At 62.3% G+C, this 15,087-nt stretch carries 15 protein-coding genes and 1 pseudogene; 8 read left to right on the forward strand and 8 right to left on the reverse strand.

The features are described from left to right. The first annotated feature begins 551 nt into the window (after window positions 1-551). Window positions 552-737, forward strand: coding sequence for a DUF362 domain-containing protein (locus DXA43_RS05890; protein ID WP_006235216.1), 186 nt, complete (start codon window positions 552-554; stop codon window positions 735-737). A 238-nt stretch (window positions 738-975) separates the two neighbouring features. On the opposite strand, the gene DXA43_RS05895 is transcribed toward DXA43_RS05890, so the two are convergent. The 7 genes and pseudogenes from DXA43_RS05895 to DXA43_RS05925 all read right to left on the reverse strand — a co-directional run bounded on the left by DXA43_RS05895 (window position 976) and on the right by DXA43_RS05925 (window position 8,208). Continuing rightward, the gene (locus DXA43_RS05895) at window positions 976-1,521 is read right to left on the reverse strand and encodes a transcription repressor NadR (RefSeq protein ID WP_117806538.1); all 546 of its coding nucleotides are present in this window, start codon (window positions 1,519-1,521) and stop codon (window positions 976-978) included. Continuing rightward, complete coding sequence (gene nadC / locus DXA43_RS05900) at window positions 1,521-2,381, reverse strand: carboxylating nicotinate-nucleotide diphosphorylase (protein WP_117806539.1); 861 nt, start codon at window positions 2,379-2,381, stop codon at window positions 1,521-1,523. Before nadC ends, DXA43_RS05895 begins: the two co-directional genes overlap by 1 nt. 3 nt (window positions 2,382-2,384) lie before the next feature. Then, a complete protein-coding gene (locus DXA43_RS05905; RefSeq protein WP_233540029.1) occupies window positions 2,385-3,761 on the reverse strand; it encodes an FAD-binding protein in 1,377 nt (458 codons plus the stop codon). A gap of 56 nt (window positions 3,762-3,817) precedes the next feature. Then, window positions 3,818-4,843, reverse strand: a complete 1,026-nt coding sequence (nadA, locus tag DXA43_RS05910) for a quinolinate synthase NadA (protein WP_117806540.1) — start codon at window positions 4,841-4,843, stop codon at window positions 3,818-3,820. Window positions 4,844-5,838: 995 nt separating this feature from the next. Then, a complete protein-coding gene (locus DXA43_RS05920) occupies window positions 5,839-6,891 on the reverse strand; it encodes an IS3 family transposase (RefSeq protein ID WP_158564945.1) in 1,053 nt (350 codons plus the stop codon). Next, a pseudogene (locus DXA43_RS10455) lies at window positions 6,792-7,019 on the reverse strand (transposase); the annotation flags it as partial. The gene DXA43_RS05920 and the pseudogene DXA43_RS10455, both read right to left, overlap by 100 nt. 82 nt (window positions 7,020-7,101) lie before the next feature. Then, on the reverse strand, window positions 7,102-8,208 hold the full coding sequence (locus DXA43_RS05925; protein ID WP_233540030.1) for a hypothetical protein: 1,107 nt from the start codon (window positions 8,206-8,208) through the stop codon (window positions 7,102-7,104). Between the two features lie 187 nt (window positions 8,209-8,395). Between DXA43_RS05925 and DXA43_RS05930 the strand changes: the two genes are divergently transcribed. Beyond that, complete coding sequence (locus DXA43_RS05930) at window positions 8,396-8,923, forward strand: GHKL domain-containing protein (RefSeq protein WP_117797306.1); 528 nt, start codon at window positions 8,396-8,398, stop codon at window positions 8,921-8,923. A gap of 18 nt (window positions 8,924-8,941) precedes the next feature. On the opposite strand, the gene DXA43_RS05935 is transcribed toward DXA43_RS05930, so the two are convergent. Next, entirely contained in the window at window positions 8,942-9,517 is a 576-nt protein-coding gene (locus tag DXA43_RS05935; RefSeq protein ID WP_117806543.1) for a hypothetical protein, read from the reverse strand. 136 nt (window positions 9,518-9,653) lie between these two features. On the opposite strand from DXA43_RS05935, the gene trxA reads away from it, so the two are divergent. The 6 genes from trxA (at window position 9,654) to hypD (ending at window position 15,039) form a co-directional block, all read left to right on the forward strand. Next, window positions 9,654-9,974 (forward strand): thioredoxin, encoded by a 321-nt coding sequence (trxA, locus tag DXA43_RS05940; protein WP_117806570.1) that lies wholly within the window; start codon window positions 9,654-9,656, stop codon window positions 9,972-9,974. 231 nt (window positions 9,975-10,205) lie between these two features. Further along, a complete protein-coding gene (locus DXA43_RS05945) occupies window positions 10,206-10,454 on the forward strand; it encodes a hypothetical protein (protein WP_006235225.1) in 249 nt (82 codons plus the stop codon). A gap of 1 nt (window position 10,455) precedes the next feature. Next, complete coding sequence (gene nikR, locus DXA43_RS05950) at window positions 10,456-10,965, forward strand: nickel-responsive transcriptional regulator NikR (protein WP_199580536.1); 510 nt, start codon at window positions 10,456-10,458, stop codon at window positions 10,963-10,965. Between the two features lie 117 nt (window positions 10,966-11,082). Beyond that, entirely contained in the window at window positions 11,083-13,533 is a 2,451-nt protein-coding gene (hypF, locus tag DXA43_RS05955; protein ID WP_117806544.1) for a carbamoyltransferase HypF, read from the forward strand. Between the two features lie 133 nt (window positions 13,534-13,666). Further along, window positions 13,667-13,927 (forward strand): HypC/HybG/HupF family hydrogenase formation chaperone, encoded by a 261-nt coding sequence (locus tag DXA43_RS05960; protein ID WP_117806545.1) that lies wholly within the window; start codon window positions 13,667-13,669, stop codon window positions 13,925-13,927. Then, on the forward strand, window positions 13,927-15,039 hold the full coding sequence (gene hypD, locus DXA43_RS05965) for a hydrogenase formation protein HypD (protein WP_233540031.1): 1,113 nt from the start codon (window positions 13,927-13,929) through the stop codon (window positions 15,037-15,039). Before DXA43_RS05960 ends, hypD begins: the two co-directional genes overlap by 1 nt. The last annotated feature ends 48 nt before the right edge of the window (window positions 15,040-15,087 follow it).

Genomic DNA, 15,087 nt, shown 5'->3' on the forward strand with positions numbered 1-15,087 from the left:
CAAAATCTAAGTCAATTCATATAAGATTTCTTATTGTTGAGAGTTTAGGTTCTTAAATGCGCAGGTAGATGCGCTGAATGAGTTCTCGGCAAATCTATTGAGATCTATGTAGAGATGGCTGAGGTTTGCGTCCGGGGGTGCCTGGGGGCCGTCTTGCGGCAAGCTCATCCCGGTTTGAGCGTGGATTCCGGGTCGCAGTTTCCGCAACCAGAGCCTTCGGGAAAATACATCCCAATCTGAGCGAAAATTCCGGGATGCAGTTTCCGCCGGGCGGTCCATCCGGAAACTGCGCCCCGGTTTTCGGCCAAATAACGGGATGCCCTTTCCGCAGGCGCGCTCAATAGCTCAATATTTCAAGTCACCTTTAGCTAACATTTTCGCAGCTCAACGGCCCCACCTGCGCGTTTTTTAGTAAACCTTGGCATACTCGGCGAACGGTATGAAGATGCCGGCCAGAGGGTATTGCAAACGGTCGCTCCCGTGGTATGTTTTTGCCCGAATCAAACCGACGCGCATCGCCTGTAGCGTCGGTCAACAGAGAGGAAACTACCATGGCTCATCCCGTAATTGATGCCGACGAGTGCATCGCTTGTGGCGTTTGCGTCGACTCCTGCCCCGCTGGCGTTCTGGAGCTCCAGGACGTCGCCACCGTCGCTGACGAGGACTCCTGCGTCGCCTGTGGCGCTTGCCAGGACGCTTGCCCCGCTGGCGCGATCACCGAGATCGTCGAGGAGTAACAACTCCCGCACTTGCACACTCAAAAGTACACCGTGCACAAAAAAGGAGGCCTCCGCATCGCCGCGGAGGCCTCCTTTTTTGTGCGGATAACCAATTAGGCACCATCGCAGGTTGAGCTCACGTCAGCGAAAACGTCCCTAAGCGAGCAAGGTGACGTGAAAGAGGAGGGAAGCGTACTTTGGTACGCGACCGACGATTGAACGTCAGATTGCCGCTTAGGGACGTTTGCAGCATCGGCTACGACAGATCGTCCTCGTAGGGCATCAGGTCTGCCAAATAGCCTTTCTCCTTGAGCATGGCCTCGATCTCGTCGAGGGTCTGTTCGTCCTCCGCCGCAATGCGATGGAAGTGGTAGCCGCTCGTCACCGTTAGTAGTGGAAAGCTCTTGCCGCTCTCGATATCGTGCAGGTAGCGCTCAACATCGCGACGATTGCGAATGTCCAAGTCGGCCGTGATCTTACCGTACACGCGGTGATTGACGATCACGTTGAGCACGGCGCCACCGGCGTCGACGATACTCGTGAGCTCATCGCCTGCCTGCTCCACGCTGTGGCGAACCTTGACCAAGCGCGTGGGCACGGCGGGGCTGCTGGGGGCCTCCTGTAGTACATAGCCGCGATTGGTGGCGACGATATCGTGCCCGTCAGCGCGCAGCAGGGCGATGTCCTGCACCACGACCTGACGGCTCACGCCCACCTCGCGGGCAAGCGCACTGCCCGAGACAGGATCTTTGGCCCCCTCGAGCACGGCCATGATGGCACGGCGACGCTCGCGGGCGTCCATTATTTACCGTCCAGCAGACGCAGGTGCTTGAGCGAGAGGTCGAGAATCGGCGCAGAGTGCGTCAACGCCCCCGAACTGATAAAGTCAACACCCAGGTCGGCCAGGGCACGAATGTTGTCGGCGTCTACGTTGCCCGAGCACTCGGTCTTAGCACGACCGGCGATAAGCTCAATCGCTGCAGCCATGTCGTCGTGGGTCATGTTGTCGAGCATGATGATATCGGCACCGGCCTCCACGGCCTCGCGTACCATGTCCAGGTTCTCGCACTCAATCTCGACCGTCGTGGTAAACGATGCGTGGGCGCGTGCCATCTCAATCGCACGCGTCACACCACCGGCGGCGTCAATATGGTTGTCCTTGAGCATGACGGCCGTCGACAGGTTGTAGCGATGGTTGCTGCCACCGCCGATCTCGACTGCTGCCTTCTCGAAGACGCGCATGCCCGGCGTGGTCTTGCGCGTGTCGACAAGCACGGTCTTGGTGCCCTCGAGCGCGGCCGCCATCCGATGCGTGTAAGTAGCGATGCCGCTCATGCGCTGCAGGTAGTTGAGCGCCACGCGCTCGCCCGAAAGCAATACGCGCGCATCGCCGCGCACCTGGCCCACGTGGTCACCGGCGTGCACCTCGTCGCCGTCCGCGACATCGAACAACACGGAGCTCTGCGGATCCAGCAGCTCAAAAGTGCGAGCGAACACATCCAAGCCGGCGATGATGCCATCGGCCTTGGCGATGAGCTCAACGGTAGCGGGGCGCGCCGTAGGGCACACGCTCGCCGTACTCACGTCCTCAAACGTGATGTCCTCGCGCAGAGCCTGCAAAATCAGATCATCGACGACGAGCTTCATGGTAATGGGATTCATGGTCTACTCCTCCACGGCCTGCGTGCCGGCCGCACGGGCCAAATCATCGATTGCAAGGGTCTCGGCGCCCAGGGCGCGATGACGCCCGTCAAGCGCGGGCTCGCCCGCCTGCTCCACGGCGAGCGACTCGCCGGTGCGCATGCACCAGGCGGCACGGCGGCCCCAAACCAGGGACTCGAGCAGGCTGTTGGAAGCCAGGCGATTCTTGCCGTGAACGCCGTTGCAGGCCGTCTCGCCCGCGGCGTAGAGCTCGGGCATCGAGGTGCGGCCGTCCTTATCGACCCATACGCCACCCATAAAGTAGTGCTGCGTGGGCGTAACGGGGATGGGCTCGTCCAAGATGTCGCGGCCGTCCTCCAGGCAGCGCGCGCGAATGTTGGCAAAGTGCCCGGTCACCACATCGCGCTCGACGGGGGCAAAACTCAGCCACTCGTGCTCGGTACCGTCCTGCTTCATCTGCTCGCGAATAGCGGCAGCGACCACATCGCGCGGCTGAAGCTCGTCGGTAAAGCGCTCGCCGGCGGCGTTGAGCAAAATCGCGCCCTCGCCGCGGCAGCTCTCGCTGATCAGGAAGGTGCGACCCGGCTGCGGCGAGAACAGCCCCGTGGGGTGAATCTGCACGTAGTCCAGGTGCTCCATCTTAATGCCATGCTCCTGAGCGATGTAGCATGCATCGCCCGTGAGCTGCGGGTAGTTAGTCGAATGGTCGTACACGCCGCCGATACCGCCTGTCGCCCACAGCGTGCGGCGGGCATGAATCTTAAACGGCTCGCCAGCATGCACGCCCTCGGCGGCATTTGCCAGCTCGTCGGCGGGACGAACCGAGTTGTCCTCGTCCACGGAAACGGCGACGACACCGACACACACCGTGACGCCGTCACGCTCGCCCGTCAGGATGTCGGTCATGGCCACGTGCTCCAAAATCTGCACGTTATCCAGCTTGCGAACGGCCTGGAGCAGCTTGGTCGTGATCTCCTTGCCCGTAATGTCGGCATGGAAGGCAATACGCGGACGGCTGTGCGCGCCCTCGCGGGTAAAGTTGAGGCTGCCGTCGGCCTTGCGCTCAAAATCCACGCCCATCGCTAGCAGGTCGTTGATGACCGAACGGCTCGAACGGATCATGATGTCGACGCTCTCGCGGCGATTCTCGTAGTGGCCGGCGTGCATGGTGTCCTCAAAGAAGGCATCGTAGTCCGAGCCCTCGGGCAGTACGCAGATACCGCCCTGCGCGAGCATCGAATCGCACTCGTCGACAGCGCCCTTGGAGAGCATGATCACGCGCGTGCTCGTCGGCAGATTGAGGGCCGCGTACAGGCCCGCCACGCCACAGCCGGCAATGACGACGTCGCACTCCATGTCGGGGTATTGTTTGGTTTCCACAGGAATCCTCTCCCTTGTAATGTGACATGCGGGACTGTCCCTCATGTCACATTGTTCTAGCGCGCTGCGTACTCGAGCATACGGTCGAGCGTGAGCTTGGCCTGGTCTGCCGCCTCGTCCGAGACGCCGATCTGCACCTCGCCCTCGCCCGTCTCCAGGCAGCGCACGAGCTTTTCGAGCGTGATGAGGTCCATGTTGACGCAGGTGGGCTGCACCGCGGGGAAGTGGAACTTCTTGCCGGTGCCCTGGCAGCGGCGCTCGAGCTCGTAGAGCACGCCGCGGACCGTCACGATAATGAACTCGCTGGCGTCGGACTCCTCGGCATACTTGATGATGCCGGCGGTGGAGCCGATGTAGTCGGCCTCGGCCAGGACGTCGGCCTTGCACTCAGGATGCGCCAGCACGAGCGCGTCGGGGTGGGCCTCCGTCGCGTCGACGATCTGCTCGACGGTGATGATGTGATGGCGCGGGCAGTAGCCGTTGTTGAGGATGACGTGCTTTTGCGGCACCTGCTCGGCTACGAAGCGGCCCAGGTTTTGGTCGGGGATGAACAGGACGTGCTGCTGCGGCAGCTCGGACACGATCTTGACGGCGTTGGAGCTGGTGACGCACACGTCGCTCCAGCTCTTGATCTCGACCGTGGAGTTGACGTAGCAGACCACGGCAAGGTCGTCACCGTACTCGGCGCGCGCCGCGTCGACCGTCTCGCGCTTGACCATGTGAGCCATGGGGCAGTCCGCGCCCGGCTCGGGCAGCAGCACGGTCTTGGTGGGGTTGAGCAGCTTGGCACTCTCGCCCATAAACTCCACGCCGCACAGCACGATAGTCTGCTGCGGCAGGCTCTTGGCGAGTTTTGCCAGGTAGAAACTGTCGCCGACGTAATCGGCAACGGCTTGGACCTCGGGCGCCACATAGTAGTGCGCCAGGATTACCGCGTCACGTTGGGCTTTTAGTTGCTGAATGGCCTCGACGAGCTCTGCGGGCACCAGTGCCGCGCGCTCCGTTGCCGTCGTTGCCGATGCTAGGCCGGCCGCGATATCGCGTGCAAGCTCCGATGCATCCATGTTCGCGCTCTGTGCCATCAAGGCCCCTCTCTTTTGGCGAATCTTGGGGCTTTAGTATGACACCTAGGTTTACAGCTGACAAGACAGCTGTAAACCTAGGTGTAAAGTTGAAATAAAGATTCAATCATGCGGCAGGTCCATTTTCGAACTGGCAAGCTGAGGACAGCCGAAAATGGACCCGCCCCATGATTCGGGCAGCCCGTTTTGTCCTGGACCAAGGGGCAGTGGTCAAAAAGGGCCAAATATGAGTACTGTCACCAAATTAGTAGCATCGATTTTCCGGTCCAGAGCAGCAAAATCGCCTTGTTTGGAGCCCGATCGCGACTCTGAAGAACGAAAATCGATGCACTTTTGGCCTCTGGCACCGATTTTTGAGGCCATTTGGCTGCCACCAAACTGGTAACAGTACTCATATTTGGCCTTTTTTGACCACCGGGTTTCCGGCAAACCCCAAAAGCGGGTCCGGATCGCTCGATCCGGACCCGCTGGGGGTAGCGAGCACAATCGAGGTGTAAGAAGCAAGAGAGGGCCATCGCCTAGAATCGTCAGCGCCTAGATATTCAACGAGAGGAAAGACAGTGGTCCGCAGCGACATGCTACCCCAGCCGGACCGGGGGCTCGGCCTCGACCGGCCCCAGACCGAGGCATTTCACCGACGAGTTCAAGAGGAAGATAGTCGATCTCCACAACGCCGGAAAGCCCAGGCGCGAGGCCATGGACGAGTGCGACCTCGACAAGAGCACCGTGGAGAGGCGGGTCAAGTCGATAAACGAGACCGGCTCGCCGCGCGCCGCCGACAACCGCACGCCCGAGTAGAACCGGATCCTGGAGCCCGAGCGCGAGAACCGCAGGCTCCGGATGGAGGTCGACGTCTTAAGACGAGCGGCGCCAGCATACGCTCGGAAGTCAGGGCCATGGCGGCCAACGGGGGGGCCGCTGCCCCATATCGGCGCAGCGCTGGCATCGAGGCCTTCTGACCTGTGTCAAGATTTCGGACACGCAAGCTCGAGGAATCAAGCGGCCATAGGCATGGCCTCGGGCTTGGGCTCGGTTCTCTCGAAGAAGGCCGCCATGGCCTCGGCCGGCACCTTGTAGCCGATCGTCGAGCGGGGCCTTCGGCGGTTGTAGTACGCCTCGATGAACTCGACCACCGCGTGCTTGGCGGAATCCCTGGTCGGGAAGCTGCGCCTGTAGTACATCTCGTTCTTCAGCGTGGCGAGGAACGACTCGGCCACCGCGTTGTCGTGGCAGTTGCCGGTGCGGCTGCAGGACAGCCGCACGTCGTTGTCGCGCGCCCATTCGGCCAGAAGCCTGCTGGTGTACTGGGCGCCGCGGTCGGCGTGGAATATCGCGTTGCCGGCCACGTAGCCGCGCGATTTGGCCGACGCCAGCGCCGAAACCACGATGTCGGCGGTCATGCGCTCGGAGAGCGACCAGCCCACCACCATGCGGGTGTTGAGGTCGATGACCGTCGACAGGTACAGCCATCCCTCGCCGGTGCGCAGGTAGGTGATGTCGCCCACGAGCTTGTAGGTTGGAACGGGACTGGTGAAGTCGCGGCTCACCAGGTCGGGCCGGGGCCTGGCCTTCGGGTCGGGGATGGTGGTGCGCTTCCTGGCGTTGGGCGTGCAGCCGCGTATTCCCAGCTCGTGCATCAGCTTGCGCACCCTGTACAGGGTCAATCCGGAGAACTCGCCGGGCAGGAAGCATTTCACGAACCGGAAGCCGAACCTGCGGTCCGACTCCAGCCACACGCGCCGGACCGCCTCGCGCTCGGCCGACCAGTTTTCTCGCGGGCAGCCGTTGGAGAGCCACGAGTAGAAGCCCGATCGGCTCACGCCGAGCACGCGGGCCATCATTTTCACCGGGAATTCGGCCTTCTCCGCCAACATCATCCGGTAGCATGCGGCTACGCCTGGCTTTTGGCGAAGAAGGCCGCGGCTTTTTTCAAGAAGGCGTTCTCCATCTCGAGCTCGCGTATGCGCCTTTTCGCCTCGCGAAGCTCGCGGTCCTCGGCCTTGGGGTCGGGCCCGCCGGCAAGCTCGCGCCGGCGGTTCTGCACCCACTTGTTCACGGTCTTGGAATTCAGGCCCAGTTCTGCGCAGCATTCCGTTATCGGCCTGCCCGTCGAGATGATGTAGTCGGCGGTCTCGCGCCTGAACTCGTCGGTGTACTTGGCGGCTGGGTTGGACATAGCATACCGTCCTCTCGGTCGTCGATGAATGCATTCTAAAGGATTGGGCCTCTAGCATGCGTGTCCGAAAAGACGATACAGGTCAGACAACCCAATCAGACGTCGTCTCGAGCGCGTCCTCTGCACGGTCGAGCGTGCTTCTGGCCTTGGCACCCTGTTTGAACCACGTGCGCAGGTCCTCGAGCGTGCTGCCCGCTGCATACACCTTGATTTTTCGACCGCCCTTCGTAGTCACCGTGCAGCGGTCGCCGCTCTCGCTGTCCTCGTGCGCCGTGACCTTCTTGAGGTAATCGCGGCGGAACGCCACGACGCGGGCATTGCTGATCTCGATGAACCAATCGTCGTCGACAAGCGAAGTGCCCGTGGCACCTCGACTTGCCATCTCCTCGGCGAAGGAGAAACCGAGTTCGCGCTCCTGCCTGCCGATCTCGTAGATACCACGGGCGGGCATGCTGAGCATAAGCAGGGGCAGGAGTCCCCCTATGAACAGGAAGAGGAACGGAACGAGCAAGAGCAAGCGGGCTCCGGCATCGGTGAAAACAGCCATGAAGGCGATCACGAGCGAGAAGACGAGCGCCATGCCGTTGAAAACAATCGTCAACGGCTTGACGGCAGACCAACACAGGCCCGCCTTGGTCATGGGACCGTCGACGGCGTCCGAGACTTCGATGCCCTCTTCCTCCAGACGGGCGAGGAGGTTGAGCGAGCACACCCCCTCGAGGCTTATCGAGCAGAACTTTCGATCGCCCTCGAACAGGTCGATCCTCATCATCTGCGTGTGAAGCGTTGCATGGGTGATGTTGCCGAACGTCGTCTCCTTGCGGATGCCGAAGGCGTTACGCGAGAGAATTCGTTCACCGTCCACGTCGATGCGCGGGATGCTCAGCAGGGCCCAGATGGCCATGCCCGCAAGTGCCATGGCGTGGCCGAACCACACAAGCTCGTGGCCCCACTCGCCCAGCGAAACGCCCTGCCAGACGTAAACACCCAACATGAGCAGCTCGAACGCGACCGCGCAGCAGGCGATGATCGTGCGGATGGCAGCGGGCATGCGCACCGTGAAGCGATCGAGGCTGTCCGTCGCCTCACTGCGCTCACGCGCGCCGCGACGGGCGACCCATGCAGTGAGCGGACCGACGATGAACACCACCATCGCCACGCGCAGGAACGATTCGAGTATGTCGCCCATATTAACCACCATCCCAATAGAAAACGTGAATTTGGGAGACTATAGCAGAGCGAAGCGATCTGCACGGCATCGTCCGGGTGTTTTCGGCATACGGTGGAAACCAGCGGCAGCGGACGTTGAGAACTCACCCAAAAGACGCGATTCGACCGAAGCGATTCTTCTTGACTTGGTCTCAATGTGATACGACATGCGCCACTACCTGCGCGGTCTAGCGGCCCTGATCGAAGAGGGTCACACCGATGAGGCACTCGAGCGCATCGACGCGCTCTGCGAGACCAACGACCGCACCGCCGTGCGCCGCTACTGCGCCAACGAAACGGTCAACATTGCGCTCTCGTCGCTTTCCGCGGACATCAACGCGCACGGCATCACCGCCGACCTGCACGCCGCCGTGCCCGAAACCGTCCACGTGGGCGATGTCGATCTATTCAGTGTGGTATCGAACGCCCTGGACAATGCCATCGCCGCGGCGAGCGCCGCCCCCGAAGGCAAGCGGTTTGTCGACCTGGACCTTCGCTACGAAGACGGTCAGCTTCTATTGCTGGTTTCCAACACGTTTGGCCGTGCGCCGCACATGGTCGACGGCATGCCCGTGACTCAGCACACTGGGCACGGCTTTGGCACCAAGAGCATTATGCTTGCCGTCGAGCGCATGAACGGCAACTGCCAGTTCCGCATTAACGGCGACCGGTTTGAGCTGCGCGCCGTGATGTAGGGGCTGCCGCCAACCTCGCTACAGCGGTGCAGCCGCCGGGGTCAGCTGCTTAATGTAGGCCCACATGCGCTGCTTGGCGGCCTTGTCGGTGAGCGCCGCCTCAAAACCGTCGAGCGCCAGCACGCGGCGCCCCTGCACATGGGCGACCAGGCCGGGCTTGAGCATGGCGGTGTCAAAGTCATCAATTGCCACAAGCATATCGGCATAGGTCTCGCGCATGACATCGGCCGCACTGTTGTCCAGCAGCAGCACCGCCTCGGGGTCCAAGGTCTCCAGCGCCTCGCGGAACAGGTCGCACGTCAGGGCCTCGCCCGCCGCGACCGCTCCGTCGCCCGCGCCGGCGACGCTTGCCAGCACACAAAAATCCTCGGGGGCATATCCGATGGCACCGAGCGCCTTGCGCAATGCGGCACCATCCGCGCCGGCGGCAAGTTCGCCGCCCGAGCGCTCGGCATCATCCAAATCACCTTTGACCAGCACGATCGGCGAGCACGCGTTGCCCGCGATGCGCACGCCACGGCCCACAAGCGATGCGAGCTCCTGCTCGGCGGCCTGGGCGATGGCTTCTTTTTTCTGGCTTTGTGACGTGGACATGTGCTCCCCAATCGTTTGCGTGCCCACCATTATATAAAAGAGCCGCCCACGAGTGGTTGCTTTGCGGGCCGTTGGGTATAAGCACGGTCGTACTGAGTTTTACGCGGCCGAGCCGCGTCGCATTATGGAGGTCACCATGGCTGACATTAAGCAGATTACCCCCGAGAACTTTGATTCCGTCGTTAACGGCAGCCTTCCCGTGCTGGTTGATTTTTGGGCACCGTGGTGCGGGCCCTGCCGATCGCTCTCGCCCATCGTGGACGAAGTAGCCGACGAGCTGGCCGGCAAGCTTGCCGTTGCCAAGTGCAACGTCGATGACAATCAGGACCTGGCCATGAAGTTTGGCGTCATGAGCATCCCCACGCTGGTTGTCTTTAAGAACGGCGAGGAGGTCGACCGCTCGGTCGGCGCGCTGCCCAAGGCAAGGCTGCAGGCATTGCTGGAGAAGCACCTGTAATACGCTGGTTACATTTTGGCGTCCTGCCGCCGTCCATGAGCGCTTTTGCACCGCTCGCCGGACTTCTGGGTGCACCGCGTGCGACCACGGATAGTATGGTAAATACAAACAGCCCCCAGTGAACGGGTGCGGGTCACACAGACTCGCACCCGTTTTCTTATGCGGTAGCGCCCCGCGCGGGCGTAGTAGAATCTGAGCCACTGGATTGCCCCGAGCATAAGGAGATTTCCCATGCATGACGTCGGAATGAACATGAGCCAGCTTGCCATGAGCGTCAAGCAGGTCGACGACACCATCGAGCTTGCCCACGAGTGGAGCCATCAGCTGCTGCATGCGACCGAGAATTTTGACATGGAGCGCATTGGCGCCAAGCTCGAAGCTGCCATGGCCGCACTGCACGAGGCGCATGACGCGCTCGAGGGCTACGAGGAAGCCATCGAGGCCGACCACAACTCCGTCGGCTCCGTAAAGCTGGTGTAGGGTGTCCGAACACGAACACGAGCACGGCTGCGGGCACGACCACCATAACGGCACGGGCGATGAGACGAGCTGCCGCTGCGGCGGCGGCTCCGAGCTGGTCCGTTTTTCGGTCACCGCGCCCGATGACCTACTGCGCCGCTTTGACGAGCAGATCGCGCGCCGTGGCGACGTGGCCAACCGCTCCGAGGCAGTGCGCGATTTGATTCGCGCCTCGATCGCCAAAGAGCAGATGCGCACGCCCGATGAGCACGTTATCGGGTCGCTCACCATGATCTACGACCATCACACCGGCGATCTGACGCGCCGCCTGGACGAGGTGCAGCACGACTACACCGACGAGATCGTATCGACCATGCACGTACATCTTGATCACCACAACTGTCTGGAGATTCTGGCGCTCAAGGGTCGCGGCGAGCGCGTTTACGAACTGGCCGACCGACTGCTGGGCCTGCGCGGCGTTAAGCACGGCGAGCTCACCTGCGCCGCCACCAGGCAAAGCCTGGGGCTATAGCGGGATTTCCCGCAGCGCACCTGCCAAAAAGGGACAGGTTTGTTTTGGCAGGTTTAGAAGTTTTACCTACCAAAACAAACCTGTCCCTTTTTGGTCGGCTTTGATGAGGGGTGTCGCATGCGGCATGTGCATATTCATGTAACGGGCATTGTGCAGGGCGTTGGCATGCGACCGTTTGTGTATCGCGAGGCCATGGCGCATGGCATTTGCGGCTGGGTGCTCAATGCGGGCGACGGCGTGCACATCGAGGCGCATGCTCTGGCCGATGCGCTCGATGCTTTTGTTGCCGCGCTTTCTGAGCATGCGCCCGCGGCAGCCCGCGTAGAGTATGTCGAGGTTGCGGACCTGGCAGCCAACGGTTGGGATGCCGTCAATGAAGAGGGTTTTCGCATCGTAGCATCGCAGGACCAGACCGCGCACACGACGCTCGTCTCGCCCGATATCGCCACCTGCGACGATTGCCTGCGCGAGTTGTTCGATCCCGCCGACCGACGCTATCACTACCCCTTTATCAACTGCACTAACTGCGGCCCACGCTTTACCATCATCCGATCGTTGCCTTATGACCGAGCGGCCACGTCGATGAATTGTTTTCCCATGTGCCCCGAGTGCGCCGCGGAGTATGCCGACCCACTCGACCGGCGTTTTCACGCGCAGCCCGATGCCTGCTTTGATTGCGGGCCGCATATTACGTGGCGCGAGGCGGGCGAAGACGCCGCGTCGCCGGCCGTCGGCACCACGCGCGAGACCAGCGACGCCATTATCGACCGCTGTGTTGAGCTGCTGGCCTGTGGCAGTATCGTCGCCATCAAGGGTCTGGGCGGATTTCACTTGGCATGCGACGCCTCCAACGAGCAGGCGGTAGCCGAGCTTCGCCGCCGCAAACGCCGCAGCAACAAACCGCTTGCCGTTATGGCACGTGACCTTGCCGACGCTGAACGCCTGTGCCATGTCAACGACGTTGAACGCGGCTTGCTGGCCGGCAGCATTCGCCCCATTGTGCTGCTGCGCCGACGTGCCGTTTGCGAGAGCGGCGGTTCCCCCAACGCCCTCGCGCTCGCGCCGTCCGTCGCACACGACCTTCCCGAGCTCGGTGTTATGCTCCCCTACACCCCGCTTCAGCATCTGTTGCTTGCCGCGGCAGTAGCCCGCGGTATGCACGCGCTCGTCATGACCAGCGGAAACCTGAGCGAAGAACCCATCGAGACCGACGACGACCTTGCCTGGGAACACCTCGTTGCCGTCGGCATCGCCGACGCGCTGCTCGGTAACGACCGCGCAATTCTGTCGCGCTACGACGACTCCGTGGTACGCGTGGTCGACGGCACCGTCATGCCCGTTCGCCGCGCTCGCGGATATGCACCCCAGCCGCTGCCGTTGCCGGCGCTCGACGGCGCTCCGTCCTGCGTGCTCGCCTGCGGGCCACAACAAAAGGCCACGATTGCGCTCACGCGTGAAGGGACGAACGGCGAGGCAACCTGTTTTGTGTCACAGCATATCGGCGATGTTGAAAACGGCGGGACCTTCGATGCCTGGAACGCCGCGCGCACACGCTTGGAAGATCTCTTTGACTTGGCGCCCGCCGCCTTAGCCTGCGATGTACACCCCAGCTATCTATCGAGCCAGTGGGCGCGCGAGCAGGCGCGGAAATGCAATCTGCCGCTCGTCGAGGTGCAGCACCATCATGCGCATATCGCGAGCGTAATGGCCGAGGCTATCGCCGCGGGCCAGCTTACAACCGACGCGCGCGTCCTTGGCATCGCCTTTGACGGCACCGGCGCCGGTACCGATGGGACCATTTGGGGCGGCGAGTTTCTTGTTGCCAGCCTTGGCGACTTTGAGCGCGCCGCGCATTTGCGCACCTGGGCGCTCCCCGGCGGGGCGGCCTCCGTGCGTGACGCCCGTCGCAACGCCTTTGCTCTGCTCAGTGAGCTCGGCCTGCTCGAACACCCGGGGGCTGAGCGGCTCTTGGGCGGCCTAGACGAGCAAACGCGTAGCGTGACGGCAACGATGATCGAGCGCGGCATCAACAGCCCGCGCACCAGCAGCATGGGTCGCTTGTTTGATGCCGCAGCCGCGATCCTGGGCATTTGCGGCCAGGCGACCTACGAGGGTGAACCTGCCATCGAGCTTGAGGCCGCCGCCTGGCGCGCGCTCGGCAGCGAAAGTATCTGCCCCGCCGGCAATATGGCCAGCTTTTCCGTAACCGAATCGTCCCGTCCGGACGACTGCCATGTTCTGAACTCCAGACCGCTTTTTGAGGCGCTTTTGGAGGGAATCGGGGCCGGCGTGCCCGCCGGCAGGCTCGCGCTCGACTTCCATGTCGCCGTCGCACGCGCATCGGCCCGCATCGCAAACGAGATCTGCGCCCGTGAAGGCCTCGACACCGTCGTGCTCTCGGGCGGCGTGTTCATGAACCGACTTTTGCTCCAGCTCCTCACCCGCGAGCTTAACAGCATGGGTCTTACTGTCTTGATTCCCCACTCCGTGCCCGTCAACGACGGCTGCATCGCCTACGGTCAGGCGGCGATTGCGCGCGCCCACCTCGCGCAGATCGCATCGCAGTAGACCGATCTCGCTCGTCGCCGCGCCAACTGTCTCACGGGCGTAACGCGTTTGCCCGCGAACCCCGCGAGCGCTACCATCAAGCAATGGATTATCAAGCGCCTATCCAGCGCAAAGCGTATAAAAGGGGAACATTATGTGCCTTGCCGTTCCCGGTAAAGTGGTCAAACGCGACGACGACCTTAAGGCGACCGTCGACATGATGGGCATCGAGCGCCCCGTTTCGCTGCGCCTCGTGCCGACGGCACAGGTAGGCGACTATATTCTGGTGCACGCTGGATTTGGCATCCAGATCGTCGACGAGCAGGAGGCGCAGGATACGCTCGATCTGGTCAACACCATGACCGAACTGGTCGAAGAAGACCAACTGGCCAGCAACCCGGCCGAGGCGTACTAGTGGTGGCCGGACAGCCGGCTCGCTCCGGTATCGACTTTTCGGCATTTCGCGATTCCAAGCTGGCCCGCGAGCTCATCGAACGCATCCGTGAACTCGTCGGCGACCGCACCATCAACCTTATGGAAGTCTGCGGCACGCACACCGTGAGCATCGGTCGCTATGGCTTTCGCTCCATTATGCCGGCGGGACTCAAGCTGCTGAGCGGCCCAGGTTGCCCCGTCTGCGTTACCGCCAACCGCGATATCGACCATGCAATCGCGCTCGCCAACATAGACGGCGCCATCATCACCACCTTTGGCGACATGATGCGCGTGCCTGGATCGTCCACCTCACTCGCCGCGCAAAAGGCGGCAGGGTGCGACATTCGCATCGTCTACTCCCCGCTCGACGCGCTCGATATCGCCGAGCAAAACCCCAATCGTCCGGTCATCTTTATGGGTGTGGGCTTTGAGACCACAACGCCCACCATCGCCGCCGCCATCCTGGAGGCAGACGCGCGCGGGCTGCAGAACTTCTCGGTCTACTGCGCCCATAAGACCACGCCGCCGGCGCTGCGCGCCATCGCCAACGATCCCGAGACCACTATCGACGGCTTTATCCTTCCGGGGCACGTCGCCACCATCACGGGCTTGACGCCCTTTGGCTTTTTGGTCGACGAGTTTAAGACCCCAGGCGTGGTAACGGGATTTGAACCGGTCGACATCTTGCAGGGCATCTTTATGCTGGTCCAGATGGTTGTCGAGAACAAGCCGGCGATCGACAACGCCTACCGCCGTGGCGTCAACGCAGACGGTAACCCCGTGGCGCGCCAGCTGGTCGAGCAGGTGTTTGAGCCATGCGACACCACGTGGCGCGGGCTGGGGCCGATTGCCAACTCGGGCCTTTCCATCCGCCCCGAGCTCTCGCGCTTTGATGCCCGCGCTCGCTTTGACGTGCCCGTTGAGGCGACGGTCGAGCCGCGTGGGTGCCGCTGCGGCGACGTGCTGCGCGGTGCCATCACGCCGAGCGACTGTCCGCTGTTCGGCCACGCATGTACGCCCGAACACCCCGTCGGCCCCTGCATGGTGAGCTCGGAGGGCAGCTGCGCGGCGTACTTTAGATACCGTAACTAGCCCGGACGCACCCGCACACTGGCACCACCCACGATTGGAGTTTTCGAT

Origin of the sequence: Collinsella sp. OF02-10, assembly GCF_003463445.1 — a bacterium.
GTDB lineage: Bacteria > Actinomycetota > Coriobacteriia > Coriobacteriales > Coriobacteriaceae > Collinsella.